The sequence below is a fragment of the Paraburkholderia caballeronis genome (genome assembly GCF_900104845.1).
Classification (GTDB): domain Bacteria; phylum Pseudomonadota; class Gammaproteobacteria; order Burkholderiales; family Burkholderiaceae; genus Paraburkholderia; species Paraburkholderia caballeronis.
In genome coordinates this window covers 238,697-263,151 of sequence record NZ_FNSR01000003.1, presented here as the reverse complement: position 1 = coordinate 263,151, position 24,455 = coordinate 238,697, and the positions used below count along the sequence as shown (strand labels likewise).

The window sequence follows — 24,455 nt, the reverse complement described above, 5'->3', positions numbered from 1 at the left end:
AACGGTCGGTCTTTCTGATGGGATTCAAACGGGTCGTGCGGGCGTGTCGTCACAGCGTCAAACTCAGGCGGAACGGGAAACGGCGGTGTCGGCATGCTCGTGCGTCGCGCGGTGCGCCCGGTACGCGCGCCAGCCGCCGAACGCGCTGATGTCCGGCGCGTCGTCGAGCGCGATGCTCTCGCACAGGAAGCCGTGCACCGGCGCGCCGTCCGCGAGCGTCAGCGTGCCGATCGCAAGCGGCGACGGCACCAGCGCGACGAACGAACCGAACGCGGCCGACGGCATCTCCCACACCTCGACCTCGATCGCGACGCCGCCTTCCTTCACGCGCGCGAGGCCCGGTTTCGCGGGCGTCGTCGGCAGCAGGTAGAGGCGGTACGACGGCGCGGTCGTCGTCGTTTCGACGAGGCGCGCGCCGCGTTCGGTCAGTTGTCCGTTCAACGGCTCGCCGGCCAGATGCGCGCCGACCACCGCGACGCGCACCGTGTCGGTCGCGGCTTTGGCGTTCACGGCGCTCGCGTCGGGCCGCGCGGATTCGCCGAGCCACGCGCGCGCGAAATCGAGCAGCTTCGCGTCCTCATGCGCGCGCGCGACGAACGTGATGCCGAACGGCTTGCCTGCGTGCGCGCCGGTCGTGCAGACGCCGGCCGGCACCGCGAGCGCGGACAGATCGAGCAGGTTCACGAAGTTCGTGTAGTAGCCGAAGCGCGCGTTCACGCCGATCGGGTCCGCTTCGAGTTCGGCAACGGTCGCGGTGGTCGCGGACGTCGGCGTGACGATCGCGTCGATCTGCGACCACACCGGCTCCGCCAGCATCCGCAGCGTCGCGAGGCGGTCGAACGCGGCAAACGCATCGGCGGCGCTCCAGCGCGACGCGCCGCCGACGATCTGCTTCGTGACCGGATGCAGCGCGTCCGGCTGCGCATCGAAGAACTCGCGGATCGCGGCGAGCCGTTCGGCGACCCACGGCCCTTCGTACAGCAGCCGCGCGGTCGCGAGGAACGGCTCGAAGTCGATCTCGACCAGTTCCGCGCCGGCCGCGCGCAGTTGCGCGAGCGCGGCGTCGAAAGCGGCCGCATAGGACGTGTCGCCGTAGAACTCCAGTTGATCGGCGCGCGGCACGCCGAAGCGCACGCCGCGCAGCGAGCCCGCCGCATGCGCGGCCGGCTGCCAGGCGCGCGCATACGGATCGCCATCCGCGACGCCATGCGCGCTGTCGAACACGCGCTGCGCGTCGTCCGGCGTCTGCGCGAAGATCGACACGCAGTCGAGCGAGCGGCACGCGGGCACGACGCCGAGCGTGCTCAGCACGCCCTTGGTCGGCTTCAGCCCGACGAGGCCATGGAACGCGGCCGGCACGCGGCCGGAGCCGGCGGTGTCGGTGCCGAGCGAGAACGACGCGAGCCCGAGCGCGACCGCGACCGCCGAGCCGGAGCTGGAGCCGCCCGACGCATACGCGGGATCGAGTCCGTTGCGGCACGCGCCATACGGCGAACGCTGGCCGGACAGGCCGGTCGCGAACTGGTCGAGATTGGTCTTGCCGACCGGAATCGCGCCGGCCGCGATCAGCCGCGCGACGACCGGCGCGCTCTGTTCCGGCGTGTACGCATACGCGGGACACGCGGCCGTCGTCGGCACGCCGGCGAGGTCGATGTTGTCCTTGATCGCGAACGGAATGCCGAAGAGCGGCAGCGACGCGGGATCGACGTCCGCGAGCGCGTCCGCATAACGCATCATCTCGTCGCGCGTCAGCGCGCGGATCCACACGTGATGCGGATCGTCGCCGGCCGTGCGCGCGGCGATCGCATCGACGAGTTGCGCCGGCGTCAGGCTGCCGTCGAGATAACGCGCGCGCAGCGACGCGATCGACATCGCTTCGGCGGCGGCGGTGGGCGGATTCATTGGCATGCAGCCTCCTCGCCGGCCGCATCGGACCGGCTATGCGTGAGATCGGCGGAAGCATCGACGCGGATCACCATCAGCCGCTGGCCGGCGACGACCGCGTCGCCCGCGTGGCAGCCGATCGTCTCGATCACGCCGTCGGCGCTCGCCGCCACCGACACTTCCATCTTCATCGACTCGACGATCGCGACGTCCTGGCCTTCGACGACACGCTCGCCCTCTTTCACCAGCAGCTTCCACACGCTGCCCGACACGTCGGCGGCGATCGCGCGGCGGTCGTCGGGCAACGACGCCTCGCTCGCGGTGCCGGCCGCATCGGCGGCGGCGCGCGCGTCGTCGGACGGTTCGCCGACGTACTCCGCCTGCCCCGCCGCGCGCCAGCGTTCGCGCTCCGCCTCGAACGCGGCCTGCTGCGTCGCCTTGAACGCGCCGATCGACGCGGCCTCGTCACGCAGGAAACGCTCGTAGGCGCCGAGGTCGAACACCGACTCCTCGATGCGCAGCGCGCGCCGCCCCGCGACGAATTCGCTGCGCCATTCCGCGAGTTCCGCTTCGGTCACTTCGAAGAAGCGGATCTCGTCGAAGAAGCGCAGCAGCCACGGCTTGCCAGCTTCGAACTCGGCCGTGCTGCGATAGCGATTCCACATCTGCACGGTGCGGCCGACGAACTGATAACCGCCCGGCCCTTCCATCCCGTACACGCACAGATACGCGCCGCCGATGCCGACCGCGTTTTCCGGGGTCCACGTGCGCGCGGGGTTGTACTTCGTCGTGACGAGCCGGTGGCGCGGATCGACCGGCGTCGCGACCGGCGCGCCGAGATACACGTCGCCGAGGCCGAGCACGAGGTAACGCGCGTCGAACACGATGCGCTTCACGTCGTCGATGCTGTCGAGCCCGTTGATGCGGCGGATGAACTCGATGTTGCTCGGGCACCAGGGCGCGTCGGGACGCACCGACTGCATGTATCGCTCGATCGCGATGCGGGTGGACGGGTCGTCCCATGACAGCGGCAGATGCACGATGCGATTCGGCACGCGCATCGCATCGACGGCCGGCAGTTGCGCTTCGGCGTCGCGCAGATGCGCGATCAGCCGTTCGCACGACAGCGCCTGCGGATCGAAATGCACCTGCAGCGAACGGATGCCCGGCGTCAGATCGACGATGCCCGGCAGGCGATGCGCGTCGAGCCGGTTCATCAGCGCATGCACGCGGAAGCGCAGCTTCAGGTCGAGCACCGGCGGACCGTATTCGATCAGCAGGTTGCGGTCGCCGGAGCGGCGATAGACGACGCCGACGCTGTCCGCCGACGCGTCGTCGCGATAGAGCACGCAGTCGTGCGCGTCCGCGCTTTCAACCGCCGCGGCGGGAGCCGCGGGGCGCGCCGGCACGAAGCGCACCGTATCGCCGGGACGCAGCTGGCCGAGCTTCCACAGTTCGTCGCCGACCACCGTGACCGGACACACGAAACCGCCGAGGCTCGGGCCGTCCGGGCCGAGGATCACCGGCATGTCGCCGGTGAAATCGACCGCGCCGATCGCATACGCGTTGTCGTGGATGTTCGACGGATGCAGCCCCGCCTCGCCGCCGTCCGCGCGCGCCCATTGCGGCTTCGGGCCGACGAGCCGCACGCCGGTGCGGCTGGAGTTGTAGTGCACGGTCCAGCGCGCGTCGTACAGCATCGCGATGTCGTCGCGCGTCAGGAAGTCGGGCGCGCCGTGCGGGCCGTCGAGCACTGCCAGTTCCCACTCGTGCGTGAATACCGGCACGCGCTGCGGCGCGAGCGTCGCGCCCGCTTCGCCTTTGCCCGCGTCCGCCGCGAGATGCAGCACGTCGCCCTTGCGCAGCGCGCGGCCCGCATGGCCGCCGAACTGGCCGAGCGTGAACGTCGCCTTGCTGCCGAGGTAGTCCGGCACCTGCAAACCGCCCTTCACCGCGAGGCACGCGCGCACGCCCGCGCCGGTCACGCCGCCGAGCTTCAGCACCATGCCGGGTTTCGCGCGCAGCACCTGCCAGAACGGCACCGGCTCGCGGTCGAGCGTCGCCGCGAGCGGCGCGCCGCCGAGCACGAACAGCGTATCGGTGTTGAAGCGCAGCGTCGCGCCGACCATCGTGAATTCGAGGCCCGCCGCATCGGGCGCGTTGCCGATCAGTTCGTTCGCGAGCCGGAACGACAGGTCGTCCATCGGGCCGGACGGCGGCACGCCGACGTCCCAGTAACCGAGCCGGCCCGGCGTCTGCTGCACGGTGGTCTGCACGCCGCCGTCGAGCACGTCGATCGTGTGCGGCGCGAACAGGAAACGCGCCAGAAAACCGGTGGTCTGCTCGCCGGCCGCGAAGGTCGGCGAGCCGGCGACCGCGCGCAGGTAGTCGAGGTTCGTCTCGATCCCGTATAGCTGCGTGCGGTCGAGCGCGTCGCGCAGCGTCGCGAGCGCGGCTTCGCGCGTCGGCCCGGTCGCGATGATCTTCGCGAGCAGCGGATCGTAGAACGCGCTGACTTCGGCGCCCGCATCGATCCACGTATCGACGCGCACGCCGTCCGCGAACGCGACATGCGTGAGCAGGCCCGAACTCGGCTGGAACTGGCGGTTCGGGTCTTCCGCGTAGACGCGCACCTGGATGCTCGCGCCGCGCGGTTCGCACCCGAGCGAAGCGAGCGGCGGCAGCGTGCGGTCGGCCTGGCGGATCATCCATTCGACGAGGTCGATGCCGGTCACCTCCTCGGTCACGCCGTGCTCGACCTGGAGCCGCGTGTTCACTTCGAGGAAATAGAACGCGCGCGTCGCCGCATCGAACACGAACTCGACGGTGCCCGCCGATTCGTAGTTCACCGCTTTCGCGAGACGCACCGCCGTCGCATGCAATGCGTCGCGCTCCGCATCGGTCAAACCCGGCGCGGGCGTTTCCTCGATCACTTTCTGGTTGCGCCGCTGCACCGAGCAGTCGCGCTCGCCGAGCGCGATCACGTTGCCCGCGCCGTCGCCGAACACCTGCACTTCGATATGGCGCGCGTGCTCGACGAACTTCTCGACATACACGCCGGCGTTCGCGAAGTTCGTCGCGCCGAGCCGCGCGACCGACGCATATGCGGCCTCCAGTTGCGCCGCGTCGCGGCACAGCGACATGCCGATGCCGCCGCCGCCCGCGGTGCTCTTCAGCATCACCGGATAACCGACCGACTCCGCCGCTTCGAGCGCGGCCGCCGCATCGGGCAACAAGCCGGTGCCGGGCAGCAGCGCGACGCCGTTCGCCTGCGCGATCTCGCGAGCGGTGTGCTTGAGGCCGAACCTTCGCATCTGTTCCGGACGCGGGCCGATGAAGCGAATCCCCGCGTCCTCGCACGCCTGCGCGAACGCCGCGTTCTCGGACAGGAAGCCATAACCCGGATGCACCGCCTGCGCGCCGGTGCGGCGCGCGGCCTCGACGATCGCCGCCGCATTCAGATAGCTCTGCGCGACCGGCGAGGGGCCGATGCAGACCGCCTCGTTGGCGAGCATCACGTGCATCGCGTGACGGTCCGCTTCCGAATACACGGCGACCGACGCGATGCCGAGGCGCTTCAGCGTGCGGATCACGCGGCACGCGATCTCGCCGCGATTCGCGATCAGGATCTTGTCGAACGCCATCACGCGCTCCAGATCGCGAGCCGCACCGGCGTCGGGTTGTAACCGTTGCACGGGTTGTTCAGTTGCGGGCAGTTCGAGATCAGCACGGTGACGTCCTGCTCCGCGCGCATCTCGACGTACTTGCCCGGCGCGGAGATGCCGTCCTCGAACGTGAGGCCGCCTTCGGGCGTCACCGGCACGTTCATGAAGAAGTTGATGTTGCTGACGATGTCGCGTTTCGTCAGCAGCGCGCCCGCGCCGCACGTGCAATGCGTGATCGCGTTCAGGAAGCTGTCGCGGCAGTTGTGCATGTGGCGCTTTTCGAGCGCGTAGCGCACGGTGTTGCTTTCGGCCGCGCATGCGCCGCCGAGCGTGTCGTGCCGGCCGCAGGTATCCGCGACGATCGTCAGCAGCGGACGGCCGAGATTCGACATCAGCACGCTGCCCGCGCTCAGGTACAGGTTGCGCTGCGCGCGGATGGTGTCCTGCGCGCTGTAGCGTTCGAGCGGGTCCGCACTGCTGTAGAACAGCGTGTCGACGGCCTGGTTGCCTTCGAGGTCGACGATGCGCAGCGTGTCGCCGCGCTTCAGGTCGTGCAGCCACGGTTCGCCCGCGGGCAGCGTGAAGTCGTACGAGGCTTCGCGCAGATCGAGCGCGCTTTCGATGATCGGCATGGTGGCGCTCCTTCAGGCGAACAGACGGTCGGTGTTGATGAAACCGCGGCCGTTTTCAGGGCATGCGGTGCGGCACGGATCGTCGGCGGGCGCGGCGCCGTCGGCCGGATACGCGCGATATGCGATCAGGCGCACCGGCTTCGGCGCGTAGTCGCGTTGCGGATCGAGCGGATGCGGCGCGGTCGAGAACGCGGCGAGCGTGTTCATCTCGAAGCGCAGGTCGAGCGACCCGCCGGCCGGCGAATGGCCGGACACGAATTCGAGCGCGCCGTCGCCGGCGACCGCCACCTTGCTGAAGAAGTTCACGTTCGCGACGAGGTCGCGCGCGCCGAGCCCGTATTTCGCGAGTTCGAGCACGAGGCTGTCGCGGCCGTTGCGGATCATGTCGTTGCGATACCGCTGATACGACTTCGCGCCGTACTTATGCTCGAACAGCGCGGCGTCGCCGACGCCGCCGAGCGGATCGTGCCAGCCGAGCGTATCGGCGGTGATCGACGCGATCACGCGGCCCATGTCGGTGAAGAGCGCATGGCCGCGCGTCAGATGCGCGGTGTGCTGCGCCTTCAGCGTGTCGGCCATGTTGTAGCGTTCGAGCGGGTCTTCCTGACGATGGAACACGGCGGACAGGTTCGCGCCGCCTTCGAGATCGACGATGCGCAGCGCGAGACCGCGGCGCAGCACGCCGGACCAGTGCGTGCCGGCGGGAATCACGGCATCCCACAACGGCTCGGCGATCGCGGCGGCTGGAAGGGTGGACGGCATGGAGGCTCCTTGATTCGAATGGGACTATGCGCGAGAGGGCGACGAACGACATCGCGACCTCCCGGGCTTTTATCCCTCCGTGGAGCCTCGCCGCCTTGCAGGAAGGAAGACGAGACCGGATTGCTCTCGGACCAGCCATCGGGCGCACTGCCCGACCGGAACCCTAGCGATCCTTAAGATGATGCAAACGAATTCGCACCTCTCGGAATGCGAATAAGCGAGTTCTGTGCCAGCGGCTGCGGCGAACATGTTGGCGAGCCGATGCGGCCGCGTCGCGCAAGGATTTGCGGCGCTCCGGCGGCGACGCCGGCATGCACGTGATCGCGCCGTTGTGCGCGCACTCGCTGGGCAGCACGCGCACCGTTCGAAGGCGTCCGCACCGGGCAGGCACCATTCGCGGGCGCGATATCGGCGCGATATCGGCGCTGTATCGCGCTGGTTCGGATGCGCCGGTCAGCGATAGATCGAAGTCACCGGCGCTTCACCGATGCGCGCGATGCCGCGATACATGCCTTCGGTATTGAACGGCAGCGCGACGTTGCCGCGCGCGTCCACCGCGATCAAGCCGCCGCGTCCGTCGATGCGAGGCAGCCGGTTCATCACGACGTCGTGCGCGGCCGCTTCGAGCGACACGCCGCGCCATGCGATCTGCGCGGCGACGTCGTAGGCGGCGACCATCCGGATGAACATCTCGCCGCTGCCGGTCGCGGACACCGCGCAGGTCGCGTCATCCGCATAACATCCCGCGCCGATCAGCGGGCTGTCGCCGACGCGGCCCGGACGCTTGTTCGTGATGCCGCCGGTGGACGTCGCGGCGGCGACGTGGCCGTGCAGGTCGAGCGCGACCGCGCCGACCGTGCCGAACTTGCGGTTCGGGTCGATCGGCTCGTGCGGCAGGCGGGTCGCCGCAGGTTCGGTCGCAGGGGTCGCGGGGGCCGACGCGTCGCCGCGTTGCGCGGCGAGCGATGCGCCGTCGTGATCGAGCAGCGCGCGCTGCTCGTCGCGCGCGAGTTGCCATTGCTCGTGGCGCGCGTCGGTGTCGAAATACGCGGGATCGACAAGCGCGACGCCGTGCGCGGCCGCGAACGCCTCCGCGCCTTCGGCCGCGAACAGCACGTGCTCGCCGTGTTCGAGCACCGCGCGCGCGGCCAGCACCGGATTGCGCACGCGCTTCACGCAGCACACCGCGCCGGCCGCGAGCGTGCGGCCGTCCATCACCGACGCGTCGAGTTCGTGCGTGCCGGCCGCGGTATAAACCGCGCCCCGCCCCGCGTTGAAGAGCGGGCAGTCTTCGAGCAGGCGCACGGCTTCGGTCACGGCGTCGAGCGCGCTGCCGCCGTCCGCGAGCACCCGCTGGCCGGCCGCGAGCACGTCGCGCAGCGCCGCGTGATAACGGGCCTCGGCGTCCGCCGTCAGCGACGCGCGCGTGATCGTGCCTGCGCCGCCGTGAATCGCGATGACCGCCTGCGGGGAATTCGTCATGGTTCGTCTGCCTGTGTCGTCGTGAGTCGTTCGTGACGAAGGCACGCGTCCGGGCGACGCGCCGGACCGGCCTTCGACGGGCCTCGACGTTACTTTTGCGCGCAGGCGTTGGCAAGCACGGCGTATCGGCGTTCCGGGACAGGTAGCCGGTTATGGGATCGCCTTGCGCGCGCGAAACTCGTCGAACAGGCGCAGGAACATCGGCGTGCTGTCCACCACGTCGTGGAAACCCGCCTGGCGAATCTTCGTCGTGCTCGAAATCACGTCCCAGTCGCAGCGGAAGATGAAGTCGCCGAACGCCCAAGCGGCCACGCGTTCGTACGGCACGGGCGCAAGGCCGTATTTCGCGGTCATCCGCGTCCACAGCGGCCCCTTGTCCGCCATCTGCTCGCGCAGGGTCAACGTCTGCGGCTCCGCGAGCGGCATGTCGAAGTAACGCGCGATCGCGGGCCATAGCTGGTTCCAGCGGAACAGGTCGCCGTTCGTCAGGTTGTAGCTCTCGCCGCCGGGCGCAGCGGTCGCCGCCCACACCGACCCGCGCGCAAGCTGCGCGGCGTCGGTTACCTGCGCGAGCTTTTCGTAGCACGCCGCGGTGCCCGGAAAACGCAGCGGCAGACCCAGTTCCTTGCTGATCGATGCGTACACGGCGATCAGCATCGACAGGTTCATCGGATTGCCGAGCGCGAACCCGCAGACGACGTCCGGCCGCAGGATCGTCGCGTCCCACGGCTTGCCGGCCGCTTCCGCGAGCAGCCAGTCCTGCATGTCGTAATAGAAGTCGGGCGGCATGTGGCGCGGGTCGTCCTCGCGCGCCGGCGTGCTGAAACGGCCGAGATGCGCGCCGTAGTATTTCGCGCCCTGGTACAGCACGATGCGCCGCAACGCGGGCGACGCGTCCGCGACGACCTCGACCAGATTGCGCAGCATGCGGAGGTTCACGTCGATCAGCGCCTGCGGCGAAGGCTGCTCCTGATACGCGGCATGGAAGATGTGCGTGACGTCGTGTAGATCGCCGAGCTTCGCTCGCACGTCGTCGGGATCGAGCAGATCGACCGCGATGTATTGCGCGTTCGCGCCGGGTTCCGGCGCGCGGCGCGACAGGCCGATCGGCTCCCAGTCCGGCAGCGCCGCGAGATGCGTGACGAGCTGGCGCCCGATCACGCCGAGTCCGCCTGCCACGAGTGCCTTGTTCCGGTTGGTCATCGGGTTGCCTCCTGTGCCGGGTGCTTCGGCGCGCGGGCCGCCGCGCTGTCTGCTGGACAGTGTAGCAATGGGGTGGCGGTTGTGCCGGAGTGGACGGGGAAGTTGCGGCGGACGTGGTCGCGGGCGACGCGGCGTTTCGGGTAAAACCCGCGGCTTTCGCGGTCTTTCGCTACGTGCGGCCCGCCGGCGCAAGCAACCGCTATCCCCTCTCGATGCGGACGCCGCGCCTTTGTCCGTGGAGGGAAATGCCTGGGGCCGATGGGCGACAGTTGACCTGTGCCGCCGCGAGTGCGGGTGGTCTGCCGCCGCCCATCAGCACATCACATCACATCTGCGCGCCGATCATCCACGGCACGAACTCCTCGTTGCCGACGCCGAGCGTTTCGCTCTTGCTCTCGCGGCCGGACGCGACTTCGACGATCATCCGGAAAATCTCCTCGCCTTTCTGCTCGACCGACGCGGTGCCGTCCATGATCTCGCCGCAGTTGATGTCCATGTCGTCGACCATCCGCTGGTACATCTTCGTGTTCGTCGCGACCTTGATCGACGGCGCGGGTTTCGCGCCGAAGCACGAGCCGCGGCCGGTCGTGAACACGACGAGATTCGCGCCGCTCGCGATCTGGCCGGTCGCGCCCATCGGGTCGTAACCCGGCGCGTCCATGAACACGAGGCCGTGCGTGTCGACCGGTTCCGCGTAGCGGTAGACGCCCATCAGCGGCGTCGAGCCGCTTTTCGCGACCGCGCCGAGCGACTTTTCGAGGATCGTCGTCAGGCCGCCCGCCTTGTTGCCCGGCGTCGGATTGTTGTCGATGCTGCCCTTCTCGCGCTCCGCATAACCTTCCCACCAGTGGATGCGCTCGACGATCTTCTCGCCGACTTCCGGCCGGATCGCGCGGCGCGTCAGCAGATGCTCGGCGCCGTAGATTTCCGGCGTCTCGGACAGAATCGCGGTGCCGCCGTGCTGGACCAGCAGATCGACCGCCGCGCCGAGCGCCGGGTTGGCGGTGATGCCCGAGTAGCCGTCCGAACCGCCGCATTGCAGCGCGATGTTCAGGTGCGACACCGGCAGCGGCTCGCGGACCGCCTGGTTCGCGATGGGCAGCATCTTGTCGACGGCGGCGATCGCCGCATCGACGGTCTTTTGCGTGCCGCCCTCCTCCTGCATCACGAGCGGCACGAGCAGCGGCCCCGGCTCGACGCCTTCCGCGATGAACATCGCGCCCATCTGGTTCGCCTCGCAGCCGAGCCCGATGATCACGACGCCCGCGAAGTTCGGATGCTTCACGTAACCGCCGATCGTGCGGCGCAGTTGGTGGATGCCTTCACCGTGGTGGTCGATGCAGCAGCCGAAGCTGTGCGTGATCGGCACGATGCCGTCGACGTTCGGGTACGCGTCGAGCGCGCCCGGCGTGGAGAAGTGCTGCGACACCAGCTTGGTCACGGTTGCCGAGCAGTTCACCGTGCTGATTACGCCGATGTAGTTGCGCGTCGCGACGCGGCCGTCCGCGCGGCGGAAGCCGTCGAACGTGAGCGGCGCGTTCGCCGGCTCGACCGGCCTTACGTCCTCGCCGAACGCGTAGTCGCGGTCGAAGTCGCCGATCGACACGTTCTGCACGTGCACGTGCTGGCCTGCGCGGATCGGTTGCGTCGCGAAGCCGATGATCTGTCCGTAGCGGCGCACCGGCGCGCCCTGCGCGACGTCGCGGATCGCGACCTTGTGCGCGGCGGGGATGTCGTCGATGACGACGAGACCGCCGAGTTCGTCGATGACGGCGCCGGCCGGGATTGCACCGCGCGCGATTGCGACGTCGTCGTTTTCGTGGAGTTTGATTACCAGCGAAACCTGTTCCATCATTCCGTCTCCTATGTGTCGACCAGAGTTGGCGCTTTAGCGCTTACTCTGGTCCCATGCAAAGCTGTCGACCAGAGTTGGCGCTTTAGCGCTTACTCTGGTCCCATGCAAAGCTGTCGACCAGAGTTGGCGCTTTAGCGCCTGCTCTGGTCCCATGCAAAGCTGTCGACCAGAGTTGGCGCTTTAGCGCCTGCTCTGGTCCCATGCAAAGCTGTCGACCAGAGTTGGCGCTTTAGCGCCTGCTCTGGTCCCATGCAAAGCTGTCGACCAGAGTTGGCGCTTTAGCGCCTGCTCTGGTCCCATGCAAAGCTATCGACCGGAGTTGGCGCTTCAGCGCCTGCCCGATCCCATGCAAGATGGTTGCTGTATGCGGCCAATCGGGCGGACTCCGCGCCGACGTTGGCCCTGATGCGGAGCCATCATGCGGACCTCCCGATACGGCCGCAAATTGGCCGGACCAATTCCTGGAGTACGGACGCAATGGACAGCGGTTCGAATACGCGCAGCGTGCTGACCCGCACGCTGCGGCAACTCGAAGAAGGCATTCTTCGCGGCGAATGGACCGTCGACACCCGGCTGCCAGCGGAGCGAGCGTTGGCGACCACGCTCGCGGTATCGCGCTCGACGGTGCGCGAGGCGATCCAGCGCCTCGTCAGCAAGGGATTGCTGGAGACGCGGCCGGGCAGCGGCGTGTATGTCGCGCGACGGCGGCCGACTGGCATCGCCGCGCCGTGGCTGCAACTGATCTCTGAGAGCCCGCCGCTGCGCGACGAGACGCTGGAGTTCCGGATGGTGTTCGAATGCGCGGCCGCGCGTTTCGCCGCGCATCGGGCGACGCACGACGAACATCGGGCGCTCGAACGGATTCTTTGCCGGATGCGCGACGCGGTGTCCGACGCCGACGTGGACGCCGAGGCGCGCGCCGACGCGGAATTTCACGCGACGCTCACCGCAGCCTCACACAACCAGATGCTCGATCAGTTTTACGGAAGCGTGATTGCGGTGCTGCGCGATCACATCGCGCGCAATACGTACGATGCGACGCTGAACAATGCGAATGCGCCCGCGCAGTCGTTGAGCCGGTTGCGGCAGCACGAGTCGATCTATGACGCGATTCGGGACGGGAATGCCGATGCGGCACAGCAGGCAATGCTTGCGCATATCGAATACGTGGGCCGGCAGTTTCATTGAGGGTGGTTTTTTGGGGATGCTCGCCCCGACTGTATCGATTTTTATTTTTTACGTTATTTTTAATACATTCAGGCGCGACGGAGATACATGTGAGGTCATGATGGGGTTCTGGCTCGCATTTGGCTCACTTGCAGTGCGGAGAACCGTGAAACATTCTAGGATTTATTTCTCAACCCCTTGTTTTTATTGATTAAACAGTGATTTTTCGTTCTGATGCAGGATGTTTCACACGACCCTATTAGACGCGCTGTTTGCCCCGCTGGAAAAGGAAACGGCGAGCCTGATGGCTCGCCGTTTTCACTATATCCGGCACCCGCTTTCATGCGGGCCGGCATCTGATTGATGCCCATGCGTCCGTTCGGTAGCGGGACCGCCACTCATAACCGCCCTCCCCGACTTTTGGCAGAACGTCCTACCCGGCGCTACCTGACCTATGCAGGGGTTCTTTGCCTGCCAGCGGGTTCTCGCGGCCCGTCACAGCCATTTCGTTGCGACGGGCGATGCACGCTGATACTCCGCTGACCCGGCTCTTGCCGCTCAAGACGCTACATCGCTCTGCGGCGCGTGAAGCTCCGCGGCCCACTGGTCGATCACGGTCTTTACCCGCTCCGCGAGCTTCTGCTGGTCGGCGGGAGAAATACCCTTCAGGCTCAATTCGGCCCGGCCGTCACCGAACAGCTTCAGCTCACCCAGCGCGACGCCGTCCGGACGATTGAACTGGACCCGCGACTGATAGTGCGTCCGCCGCGGACCGACGCTCCGCGCGCCCGCCTCGGCGGACGCCGCCGCTTCGAGCTTGCGCACGCTCGCTTTCCCGTCGATCACCTGCTGCAACCAGTGTTCGGCCACCTTGATGCCCGCGCGATCGAGGATCAGTTTGATGTTGTACGCGTGGCCGAGCCCAACCGCCTTGCTGAACTGCGCCATCCGCTGGAGCAGGAACGGCGGCAGCGACGTCAGCGCGATGACCTTGCTGATGTGCTTCGGGTCCTGCCCTACCGCAACGCCTAGTTCCACCTGATCGACATAAACGCGGTCGTCGAGCAGTTTTTTCCAGGCGAGCGCGTCATCGAACACGGTCTGCTCTTCGCGTTCCTTGTTCGCGTGATAGGCGCGCAGGTAGAGCTTCTGATTGTCGAGACCGTCTTTCAGATCGGCGTCGATGAACTTGTCGCCGCGCGATTTCGCGGCCCGAACGCGGCGCTCGCCGTCGACGATCACGTATTTGTCCGGAAACTCCGGCAGGCGTGTGACCTGGATCGGCGTGATCTGGCCTTGCTGCGCGAAGCTGTTCGCGAGTTCGTCGATCGTTTCCGCGCTGTAGAACGCGCGCGGGTTGTACGGATTAGAGACGACATCGCCAATCGGAATTTTGCGGATACGCTGCGGCGCGATCGATTCGACCGACGCGTCAGTCACGACAACCGGCGCCGCGTCGCGCAGCGCCTGGCCGACGACGTCGCTCTCGGCGAGACGCTCACCGGCGGAAACCCGCTCCACCGCCATCCCGGCTCTGACCTTGCTGGTGAAATTGAGCTTAGTTGCCATCGGCGATCTCCTCTTCCTGGACGAGTGCGAGTATTTCGTTGTAGACAGAGGTAATCTCGTCGCGCGCCACCTTCGTGCCGCGGACACCGCGGACGTCGAATACCGTGCGCCCGAGCGCGGCGGTCTGCCGATATAACTCGCGCTGCTTGACCGTCGCCGAAAGCAGCCGGACGTTGCTCTCGGCGAGGATGGCGCTCATCTGGGTGTGCAACAGCGTTTTCGAATTAGATTTATTCAACAAAATAGCGAATTTACCAGCCGGATTGGATACGCGGGTGCGCTCGACCAACTCGATCATCCCTTCACTGCTCCAGATATCGATCGGAGATGCGTCGGTAGGGATAATGGTTGCGTCAGCGACAGCAAGCACACGCGCGGTCGTCAGATCGCTGATATTGGGTGGGCAATCTACGAGGACGACATCGTAGTCATTGGCCAATGCCGCGATTTCCGGGCCGATCATCTTGTCGAGCCGATGAATGCTGCCGACACGGAATGGCAGAGGTGTTTCCGGACCGGCAGCGGCACACCAGCTCATACATGATTGCTGGCCGTCAGCGTCGGCGACATAGACCTTATATCCCTCGGTCTGAAATGCCCCTGCCAGATTCATGGTCGTAGTCGTCTTGCCGACGCCGCCTTTCTGATTCGCAACCGCGATTACCAGTCCCATACGCTCTCCATGCTGAATCGTGCTCACCACGAGCGACTCTCCACGTGGAGAGTCGCAGGCAACACGACGGAGTCTAGCGGCAAGTTTAAGTAAATTCTAGGTTCATCGCCAATTTATGTGGCCTTAGTGCAACCTTCGGTAGCACGTTAGTCGATCGAGGGATTGAATGGTGGCGAAATGAGAGCTAAGAGGTGGATGAATGTATGTCTGAGGCGCGGCGGGGGAAATCTCCACGTGGAGATCGTCTGAGAGGTGAGGGATCCGCATTTTCGAAGACCGGATTCTCCACGTGGAGAACAGCAGATCTCTCAGCGGCTACCGGGTAGCGAATTTCCGTTGCATTGCTCCCAACGACCTATCGCGCGAAACCACGTTGACAGGGGCGCTGAGCTACCGGCGCGGTCTTTTAGTATTGCAAATGCCCAGAAGGGCGTTTGAGAAGATGTTGGGGATTGTTCATATTGGCCATCAACCGAAAATCGGCCTCTAAAATCACGTTGATATTTATATCAAATTTATCGTGATTTGATTCCGGAAATCCAGTCTGAAAATACCCGACAATCAGAAATTAGCGCGTCAGAAGCGCCACCGCTCAATTCGGCCGCGACTTGATCGCGAGATCAATGTCCCCGGACACCGAACCTTCACCCGACGTCACCGGCTGCTGACCACTCAACAGGAATTCGAGCAGATCGGCAGCGGTCGGCTGCCCCCAGGTATCCAGCACGAGCCAACGGAAAAAATTGGTCGATGCCATCTTCGTCGGCACCTTCGACGTCGATACCTTGAGCTTGTCCATCCCGACCGAGTCGTTGTATCGCTTGATCAACGCCGTCTGATCGTCGTATTCGAGTTCGTTGAAATACCCGCGTGCGTCGGCCATCTTCGCGGCGATGTAGCGGTCCTTCACCTGATCCTGACTTTCCCGCGCACGGGGCGCCTCGGCCGTCACACCGCCGCCGACCGCAGCCGCACCAGGCAGTTGGTAACCCTGCATCACCGCCTTGCGGAAATACGCAGCGATATTGGCGAGCGGGGCGGCATTCTTCTGCGCGACCCGCGCGGCCGTATAGGCCACCGCCGTCCGGATCTTTTCTTCGCCGTATTGTTTCAACAGGCGACGCGCCTCGGATACCGGAATGCTGAACTTCGCCATCTCGGCGATCAGCAGGCTCTCGTTGCCGCGCATCTCCTTCGACGGATCGGTTTCCGGCTTGCGCGTCACACGGAACTGGATGCCCACCACCGACCGGCCAACCTTGTGCTCGATCAACTCGAAGAGGTGATCCGAAATCTCGTTGACCTCCTTGATGCAGGGCACGAGCACCCGGCTCTTGAACTGCTTGTAGAGCTTGTACGACTGGGCGGACGTATCCTGCCCGAGAATCAGATCGCGCAGCGTCGCGAGCGGAAAACGCGCGGTCATCCCGACCGCCTCATAACGAACGACGTTTTCCCACAGCGCAAGCGAATGAGCCTTACGGAATTGACGCGTGATCCGCATATCGATCATCGCGTAGATCTCGGGATTCAGCAGTTCGCCGCGGATCTGTTCCGAGAACGTATAGCGCAGCACCGACCGTTCGAGTTCGGCGCCGGCGAGAAGGCCGGACGCCTTCCAGATGCTGCGCTTGTCCTGCGTGAGATAGTCCCAGTTGACGACGGTGCTGATCAGCGAATTGATCGTCTCTTTCACGTACTCGGTGTTGTTGCTGTTCAGGTCCACGTCCTGGGACAGCGCCGAGATGGTGATCTCGAACGACGAGCGCCCGGGTTCCAGCGAGTCTTGCCGGATCGCGTTCTTGATCAGCGAGCTGAACATCTTCCGCTGTTGCAGGCTGATCGACCCGGACTTCGGCGCGATATGAATCGCGGGGACGGCCTTGCGAAACAGGTCGGGCGGCTGGCCCTGCTGGAAGACGAGTGCTCCTTGTTTTTCCGCATCGCCGGCATCCGCCTTCTTTCTAGCCATGTCGCCCACAATTAAAAGGGAACCTAATCAACAGGTAACTGTATACCAACGGCCCCGGTGACTCAACCGTCCGTTGCCGTTCCGCCGCGCCAATCCGGTGACCTATCGGGCGTTACCGAAAATCCTGATCGTCCGATGATGCATGTCGACGAGCGGCCCCCCTCCACGAGATCCGGCCGGATCGACGATCCCAAAACCAGACACCTTTGGCCCACGAACGGACATCGAACCCAAATAGCTCCCATAAACGGCGACCTTTGCCCTTCAAGTGCCGGGTACCCATAACCAGCAACCTTTCCAGCGAAAGTGAGTTCACACTTACGAGAGCGTGACTCGCCAAAGGTAACCGTCTATAGGAAGAAATCAGGAGTTCGGATCGAGCCGCCCCCACGGCTCAGCCAACAGGACAGATCCCACTGATGGCTACCTAAGGACCATCCCATAACCGGCTACCTCACTCCCCAGGCCGGTCACGGGGGAGTGCACAGCTCCAGCGGACAAAGAAACCATAATCGGTTACCTTGAGCCGCCCCCATAACCAGTTACCTCGAAGGAGCCACAAAACCCCATCCAGGCTTGCGTTGCGGTTATGACAGGGCCTCGAATCGGCGCGCAGCAAGCGCCCCTGTTCTTCAGAACGCACCCACAACCGGTTACCTTCTGAAGGCCCCATAAATGGATACCTTTATGGGGAAAGCAGCCGCTGGAAAAGGTACCGGAGCAACCACTCACTCACGGCGCAGACACCATAACAGGTGACCTTCGAATGCTCCCATAAATGGCTACCTCAACGCGGTACAGCGCTTTTCTCCCATGGAGAGGCACCTTTCCCCCATATCCACCGCCCATTTCTCCCAACGACGGGCACCCAGTTCCCATATCCACAACCCTCAGCTCCCATAAGCCGGCTCCCAAGTCCCAGAACCCGTCACCATATCGCCCGCAAACCCTTGCTGGGTAAGGCATTGCCGCTGCTAAAGGTTTACTAAAGGGTTTAAAGCGTTAAGGTAAACACTAAAACCTGTGTCTTTGGAAAAAGATGTCCCCCCAAAACCGGAACCCTAACGATCCAGGATTTCGCCAACATAGCTCCCATAGATGGATACCTTGATGGCAAAAGGCGTCTCTGGGTGCGCTTCGGCAGCACAATTCACAGCCCAATCCTGAGACACTACATCGGGTTCATAAGATAACCAGTTGATTTTTAAAGAATGCAAACTAGAAGGTGGCCATTTATGGGATCGAGTGACCATCGAAGGTCTCTGTCTATGGGATCTTCAGCACCGCCCAGTTCACGTCAACACCGTTTGCCGCGCCAGCCAGCCGACCTGAACCCCCGTTTCTGCATCGCAACACCAGTTTGAATCCTCCGCCGTCCAACCAAAAAGTGACCTCAGGGTCTCAACGGCAATCGCGCCGATCCCAGACACCATAGCCGGTTACCATTAGCCGCCCCGACAGCGCCTCCCGCTTCCGGCTCCCGGCCCTTCCCACAAAACTAGTTACCTGAAACCGTCAGCCTGACCCGGCCTGCGCCAATAGTCGTCGCCGTGATCTGCGTCCGGTTACCTCGCTCACCCAGATAGAAATGCTGCCGGGAAGGCGAATTGACGTCGTGGGTCGCGTCCGGCAGGCACGATGCGATGTCCGCCGCCACGCCTTCCAGCGCATCCGTCGCGGTTCCCGCATCTTGATGCGGCGTCCACTCGCACTGGTACGAGCCGCGTCCGGCCGAGCAACGCGGATCGCTGCCGTACGGTTCTGAAACGCCCCGGCCGTCGGCCGGAGTCAGTGCGCCGAAGCCGTCCTGCCGGGCGGCGACGATGTGCTTCAGTGCGGTACACGGTGATGGGATATCGTCAGCGCGCGCCGTTCCGGCCGAAACCGACAGGGCTGCCAGCAGCGCCATTCCTGCAAAACGGATGTTCATCGCGGTCCTCCATGATCGGCCCGGAGACAACGCGCTTATGACAAGCCGCGACGCCGAACCGATGCAAAACGTGGAAAGACGCGTGGTCCCGCATTGCCCATGCCCAGGGTCCCCATCGAAACAAACCATCGGGACCGCCACCGCGCAAAAGAAAAGCCCGAACACGCTTCCGGTCCGGAGCACGCCGCGGTCCGGTGACCTATCCGGCCACCGGCACGAAAGAGGACAAAACCTCAGGAGAAGAAAAGCGCGAAGCAGAGCGGCTACCTTTGCGGCACCGCCCGCGCGCCAAACCCCTTCCGCCGCGCCTTCCGGACCACCCGTCCCGGCAGCGTCGAAATCCGCATCAGGTTCCGCAGCGCGATCATTGCGCCGATCGCCTCGATCACGCCGGCGGGCACCCACATGATCAGCCCGCCGAGGCTCTGGTCGAGCGCGACCGGCACCGACGTGAACGCGCGCCCGCACAGCGTGAACACCGGATACAGGTCGCGCGCCGAAAACGTGATGATCGCGCCGACCAGAATCTGCGGCGTCATCGTGATTACCGGCGACAGCACGCGCAGTCCGGGCCGCGTGCGGCTCGGCGGCGACGGCCGACGGTCGAGCAGCATCGACCAGTACAGCAGCCCGCTCGCCGCGACCGACCAGTTCATGAACGTATAGATGCGCCAGTCGAGCATCGCGACGAACTGCACCGACGGAATGAGCCAGAACACGACCGACACGACGAACGCGACCGAAATGAACGCGGGGTTCAGCACGACCGCCGCGATTGCGCGTCCCGTCGCGCTTTGTTCCCAGCGCCGCAGCGCGCGCCGCCACGCGAGCGGCAGGCCGGCGCGCAGCACGCTCGCCGGATACGCGCCCATCAGCACGAACGGCCCGAGGTGATGCAGCACCAGATGTTGAAGCCGATGCACGAAAAACTGATGCTCGGCGTAATAATCGACGCGCGTATGCATCGCGACATACAGCAACGCGAGGCCGGTCCAGAACATCGCCTGGCGCGCAAAACCGACCTTGACCGGCACGCGGCGCGTGCCGCGTGCGAACAGCACCGCGGCCGCGACGAAGATGACGACGAGAACCGGCGACGGCTCCCACGGCTCGAAGAACTTCAGCAGGGGCATGGCGAACGGGGATCGCGAGGGTAACGCCTTTCAGGGCAGTCCTCAGGCGCAGTGCTTTCGATGGTAGCAGGCAACGCGCCGCCACAGCGCAACGGCTCCCAGCGCCGGGTACCTGTCGCGTAGGTCCACAGCAGCCCACGCACTCAGCTACCTGAACCCCAACACCTCATGCGCCTTGATGATCGCATCGGCGATCGACTCGATCGGCTCGCGTTTCGTCATCGCCTGCGAGCGCAGCAGTTCGTACGCGTCGCGCTCGGACAGACTGCGCGTTTCCATCAGGATGGTCTTCGCGCGCTGGATCTGCCGCTGCTCCGCGAGTTTCTCCTCGACGCGGCGCACGTAACGCTCCATCGTCTGCCGGTTGCGATGCTGGTTCAGCGTCACCGCGATCGCGGTCAGCAACCCGAACGAGCGCACCGGCGACGGCACCACGCAATACGCGCCCAGCTGCATCACCGCCTCGATGATGATCGGGTTCTCGTACGCGACGACCGGAATCACCGGCGGCGCGCCGCGCGCGTCGAGCCACGGCAGCGTCGTGCACAGCGTCTCGGGCCGCACCGCGAGAAACACGATGTCGGTCGCCTCGGGCAGGCTGTCCTGCGCGGGCCACACCATCTGCACCTTGCAGCCGATGCGGCGCAACTGCGCGAGCAGTTCGTCGCCGTCCTGGTCCTGCGGATGGATCGCGACCACGTTCATCGACCGGATGTCGCGTAACGCCTGCGGCGTGCGCGACGAGCTTCTCTGCTTCATCGCTGCACCTCGGCGGCCGGGCTGGCGAGGCCCGGCGGCTCGACCAGCGAATGGGAAATCACGAACGGGTCGGCGCGCGTCCAGCCGCTCGCCTCGCTGACGATCTCGAACTGCCCGCGCCGGTCGAGCCGTCCGATGCGCGGATGCAGATACGTATGGTGGTTGTGCTCGTCGATGCGCACGCGGCCCTGCGGCGCATCCAGTTCGAGGCCCGGCAGCGTGTTCAGCAGCGCGTTCACGTCGTCGCCGCCGCACTGGCGCATCGCGTTCGCGAGCACGTGCATCTGGAAGTACGCGGCTTCCCAGCACATGTCGGTCACGTGATGGTCGCCGAAGCGGCGGTGATAGTTCGCAAGGCAGCGCCGGTTCACCGGGTTGTCGACCGACTGGAAGTAGGTCGCCGCGGTGAGGTGGCCTTCGCCGAGCGCGGCGTCCATCGCGGCGACTTCGGTCTCGCTCGTCGTCAGGCTGCCGATCGGCGTGCGGTACGGATCGAGGCCGACTTCCGCGAACGCGCGATACAGATGCGCGATGCCGGTGCCGACCACCGTCGAGAACACGAAGTCCGGCGCCTGCGCCGCGATCCGCTTCGCGACCGCGAGGTAGCTGTCCCAGTCCGCGTCGAGCGGCAGATACACCTCCGCGAGCTTTTCGCCGCCGCGCTCGTAGACGAGGTCGCTCATGATGCGGTTCGATTCGTACGGATACAGGTAGTCAGAGCCGACCATGAACACGCGCGAGCCGAAGTGCGTGAGCATGTAGTCCGCGAGCGGCAGGCTGTTCTGGTTCGGCGCCGCGCCGGTGTAGATCACGTTGCGGCTGTACTCGAATCCTTCGTAAAGCGTCGGATAGAACAGCAGCGCGTTGTGCCGCTCGACGAGCGGCATCACCGCCTTGCGCGTGCTCGACATGTAGCAGCCCATCACCACGCGGATCTGCTCGTCGACGATCAGTTGCTCGATCAGCGTCGCGTAACGCGCGGGCGTCGAGGCGGGGTCGCGCAGCACCAGTTGCAGTTCGCGGCCGTCGATGCCGCCCGCGTCGTTGATCTCCTCCGCGGCAAGAATCGTCGCGCGCTGCTGCGACAGCTCGATTGCGGATGTCACGCCCGACGAGGAAAACAGCACGCCGATCTTGATGGGGTCGCTGGACGATGAAGTCATGTTGAATGCCTGATTCAGACCCGCGTCGTGCGGGTATCGGATTCGGTTTCGCCAGCGCGCACATTGTGCATGCAGCGCGTCGATGCACCGGCTTCGTGCGCCGTCACCCCAGAGTGGGGGACGCGAACGTCGCGCGGTTCGATGCGTGCGGGACTGCGATCACGTTGTGCGGGCTGCCACTAATGTACCCAGCCAAAAGGCATTGCGACGCGATGGGCTGATGGGCGGCGCGTTTCGTTCTACCAATGGCATGGCTCTTGCATTGCACTGCGCGTGATCGAGCGTGGAGGTTCAGAGCTGCACCCTCGATCCTAATGAATTTCGTCGTGCGAGACAAAGGCGTCTTGTGCGGCACCGGCCAAAAAAGCCCGACAGTCCAGGTCTGCCCTGGCTGCCGGGCTTTTTTTTGTCTTCAACTTTTGAGAAAGGCGCCATGAAGAACACCCGACGCGATTTTTTGAAGACCGCGCTTGCAAGTGCCGCAGCCACCGCGCTGCCCACGACGATGATGCTGGGCTCGCGCGCGGCATCCGCCGCCGACCCGGTGAAGGTCGGCATCCTGCACTCGCTGACGGGCACCGTCGCGATTGCCGAGGCGCACGTCGTCGATGCGGAGAAGCTTGCGATCGACGAGATCAACGCATCGGGCGGCGTGCTCGGCCGGCCGATCCAGCCGATCGTCGAGGACGGCGCGAGCGACTGGCCGACCTTCGCGGAGAAGGCGCAGAAGCTGCTCGAAAGCGACAAGGTCGCGACGGTGTTCGGCTGCTACACGTCCGCGTCGCGCAAGGCGGTGCTGCCGGTGTTCGAGCGTTATAACGGGCTGCTCTATTACCCGACGTACTACGAAGGCCTGGAGATGTCGAAGAACATCATGTACACGGGCCAGGAAGCGACCCAGTCGGTGATCCCGGCGGTGAACTGGCTCGCGAAGAACAAGGGCAAGAAGTTCTATCTGATCGGCTCCGACTACATCTGGCCGCGCACGACCAATCGGATCGCGCATCCGACCATCGCGAAGGCGGGCGGCACCGTCGTCGGCGAGGATTATTTCCCGCTCGGCACGGTCGAGTTCTCGTCGGTCATCAACAAGATCAAGGCCGCGAAGCCGGACGTGATCCTGTCGACGATCGTCGGCGGCTCGAACGTTGCGTTCTACAAGCAGTTGAACTCGGTCGGCATCAACGGCAAGAACCAGCCGATCATGGCGCTCGCGGTCACGGAAGAAGAGGCGATCGGCATCGGCCCGGACAACCTCGTCGGCGTGCTGTCGTGCATGGGCTACTTCCAGAGCGTGAAGAATCCGCAGAACGACAGGTTCGTCGCCGCGTTCAAGTCGCGCTACGGCGCGGACCGCGTGATCGGCGACACGATGGAAGCTGCCTACACGTCCGTGTACCTGTGGAAGCTCGCGGCCGAGAAGGCGAAGAGCTTCGACGTGCCGAAGGTGGTCGCCGCCTCGTCGAACCTGGGCTGGGATGCGCCGGAAGGCAACGTGCATTTCCACGCGACCAACCATCACCTGTGGAAACACGCGCGCATCGGCGCGTTCCGCCCGGACGGGCAGGTGGACATCGTGTACGAGTCGCCGCTGATCGAACCGAATCCGTTCCCGAAACTGTGATGCCTGCCGCCGGCCGCGCGCCGGCGCACGACGGTGGCCGCCCGGCGTTGCGGGCGGCGTCGCGGCAATGAGGAAACGATGACTCTCGATACCTTTCTGACCCAGGTGTTCAACGGCCTGTCGCTGTTCACGGTGCTCGCGCTGATGGCGATCGGCCTTGCGATCGTGTTCGGCCTGATGGGCGTGATCAACATGGCGCACGGCGAGCTGATGGCGCTCGGCGCGTACACCACGTATCTGACGTCGGTGGTGTTCAGCCGTTATCTGCCTTCGCTGATGGGCGCGTATTTCATCGTGGGCATCGTCGCCGCGTTCGTCGCGACGAGCGCGGCCGGCCTCGTGCTCGAACGCGCGATGATCCGCTTCCTCTACAAGCGGCCGCTCGACACGATGCTCGCGACATGGGGGTTGTCGCTCGTGCTGCAACAACTGTTCCGCCAGGTGTTCGGCCCGATCGACGTCAGCGTGCCGACCGTGAGCTGGCTGCAAGGCGCATGGAACGTGACGCCCGGCATCGCGATTCCGCTCGCGCGCGTGTTCATCATCGGGCTCACGCTCGTCGTCGCGCTCGGCGTGTGGCTGTTCCTGTTCCGCAGCCGCTGGGGTCTGCGCATCCGCTCGGTGATGCAGAACCGGGCGATGGCCGGCGCGGCCGGCATCAACACCGAACGCGTCGATGCCGTCACGTTCGCGGTCGGCTGCGGTCTTGCCGGCATCGCGGGCAGCGCGCTGACGATGATCGCGTCGACCGGTCCCGGCACCGGGCAGCAATACATCGTCGACACGTTCGTCGTCGTCGTGTTCGGCGGCATCGAAAGCCTCGTCGGCACGTTCCTGTCCGCGTTCACGATCGGCCAGTTGCAGTCGATGTTCGAACTGTTCCTGAGCGGGTCGATGGCGAAGGCGTCGATCCTGCTGCTCGTGATCGTCGTGCTGTATTTCCGTCCCAACGGCCTCTTCGCACTGAAGGTTCGACGCTAAC

The 24,455-nt window shown here is 65.3% G+C and carries 17 protein-coding genes and 1 riboswitch; of the genes, 3 read left to right on the top strand and 14 right to left on the bottom strand.

All coding sequences use genetic code 11. From position 1 onward, the window contains the following. Window positions 1-63: 63 nt before the first annotated feature. From atzF to BLV92_RS27945, 7 genes are all read right to left on the bottom strand, one after another. Entirely contained in the window at window positions 64-1,902 is a 1,839-nt protein-coding gene (gene atzF / locus BLV92_RS27975) for an allophanate hydrolase (protein ID WP_090551935.1), read from the bottom strand. Beyond that, on the bottom strand, window positions 1,899-5,528 hold the full coding sequence (uca, locus tag BLV92_RS27970) for an urea carboxylase (RefSeq protein WP_090551931.1): 3,630 nt from the start codon (window positions 5,526-5,528) through the stop codon (window positions 1,899-1,901). The genes atzF and uca overlap by 4 nt, the downstream gene beginning before the upstream one ends. Further along, window positions 5,528-6,181 (bottom strand): urea amidolyase associated protein UAAP2, encoded by a 654-nt coding sequence (locus BLV92_RS27965; RefSeq protein ID WP_090551928.1) that lies wholly within the window; start codon window positions 6,179-6,181, stop codon window positions 5,528-5,530. Before BLV92_RS27965 ends, uca begins: the two co-directional genes overlap by 1 nt. Before the next feature lie 12 nt (window positions 6,182-6,193). Further along, complete coding sequence (locus BLV92_RS27960; protein ID WP_090551926.1) at window positions 6,194-6,943, bottom strand: urea amidolyase associated protein UAAP1; 750 nt, start codon at window positions 6,941-6,943, stop codon at window positions 6,194-6,196. A gap of 56 nt (window positions 6,944-6,999) precedes the next feature. Beyond that, a riboswitch (guanidine-I (ykkC/yxkD leader) is annotated at window positions 7,000-7,121 on the bottom strand. 275 nt (window positions 7,122-7,396) lie between these two features. Continuing rightward, a complete protein-coding gene (locus BLV92_RS27955) occupies window positions 7,397-8,425 on the bottom strand; it encodes an isoaspartyl peptidase/L-asparaginase family protein (protein WP_090551924.1) in 1,029 nt (342 codons plus the stop codon). A 150-nt stretch (window positions 8,426-8,575) separates the two neighbouring features. After that, window positions 8,576-9,628 carry an SDR family oxidoreductase gene (locus BLV92_RS27950; protein WP_090551922.1) on the bottom strand — a complete coding sequence of 351 codons (1,053 nt, stop codon included), beginning with the start codon at window positions 9,626-9,628 and terminating at the stop codon, window positions 8,576-8,578. A 325-nt stretch (window positions 9,629-9,953) separates the two neighbouring features. Continuing rightward, window positions 9,954-11,480: a UxaA family hydrolase gene (locus tag BLV92_RS27945; RefSeq protein WP_090553115.1), complete on the bottom strand. Its 1,527-nt coding sequence runs from the start codon at window positions 11,478-11,480 to the stop codon at window positions 9,954-9,956. Window positions 11,481-11,960: 480 nt separating this feature from the next. Between BLV92_RS27945 and BLV92_RS27940 the strand changes: the two genes are divergently transcribed. Continuing rightward, window positions 11,961-12,671, top strand: coding sequence for a FadR/GntR family transcriptional regulator (locus BLV92_RS27940; protein ID WP_090551920.1), 711 nt, complete (start codon window positions 11,961-11,963; stop codon window positions 12,669-12,671). A gap of 537 nt (window positions 12,672-13,208) precedes the next feature. Here BLV92_RS27940 and BLV92_RS27935 read toward each other — a convergent pair. The 7 genes from BLV92_RS27935 to BLV92_RS27905 form a co-directional block, all read right to left on the bottom strand. Further along, entirely contained in the window at window positions 13,209-14,306 is a 1,098-nt protein-coding gene (locus tag BLV92_RS27935) for a ParB/RepB/Spo0J family partition protein (RefSeq protein ID WP_244283960.1), read from the bottom strand. Then, a complete protein-coding gene (parA, locus tag BLV92_RS27930; RefSeq protein ID WP_090551914.1) occupies window positions 14,209-14,892 on the bottom strand; it encodes a ParA family partition ATPase in 684 nt (227 codons plus the stop codon). Before parA ends, BLV92_RS27935 begins: the two co-directional genes overlap by 98 nt. A 592-nt stretch (window positions 14,893-15,484) precedes the next feature. Further along, window positions 15,485-16,864 (bottom strand): replication initiation protein, encoded by a 1,380-nt coding sequence (locus BLV92_RS27925; protein ID WP_090551912.1) that lies wholly within the window; start codon window positions 16,862-16,864, stop codon window positions 15,485-15,487. 1,498 nt (window positions 16,865-18,362) lie between these two features. Further along, complete coding sequence (locus BLV92_RS27920) at window positions 18,363-18,794, bottom strand: hypothetical protein (protein WP_090551909.1); 432 nt, start codon at window positions 18,792-18,794, stop codon at window positions 18,363-18,365. A 263-nt stretch (window positions 18,795-19,057) separates the two neighbouring features. Further along, on the bottom strand, window positions 19,058-19,927 hold the full coding sequence (locus BLV92_RS27915) for a cytochrome c oxidase assembly protein (RefSeq protein ID WP_090551907.1): 870 nt from the start codon (window positions 19,925-19,927) through the stop codon (window positions 19,058-19,060). Window positions 19,928-20,074: 147 nt separating this feature from the next. After that, a complete protein-coding gene (locus tag BLV92_RS27910; protein WP_090551905.1) occupies window positions 20,075-20,686 on the bottom strand; it encodes an ANTAR domain-containing response regulator in 612 nt (203 codons plus the stop codon). Next, complete coding sequence (locus BLV92_RS27905; protein WP_090551903.1) at window positions 20,683-21,849, bottom strand: transporter substrate-binding domain-containing protein; 1,167 nt, start codon at window positions 21,847-21,849, stop codon at window positions 20,683-20,685. The genes BLV92_RS27910 and BLV92_RS27905 overlap by 4 nt, the downstream gene beginning before the upstream one ends. Window positions 21,850-22,282: 433 nt before the next feature. Between BLV92_RS27905 and urtA the strand changes: the two genes are divergently transcribed. Further along, window positions 22,283-23,473, top strand: a complete 1,191-nt coding sequence (gene urtA / locus BLV92_RS27900; RefSeq protein ID WP_090551900.1) for an urea ABC transporter substrate-binding protein — start codon at window positions 22,283-22,285, stop codon at window positions 23,471-23,473. Window positions 23,474-23,551: 78 nt separating this feature from the next. Further along, entirely contained in the window at window positions 23,552-24,454 is a 903-nt protein-coding gene (urtB, locus tag BLV92_RS27895; protein ID WP_090551899.1) for an urea ABC transporter permease subunit UrtB, read from the top strand. Window position 24,455 lies beyond the last annotated feature (1 nt).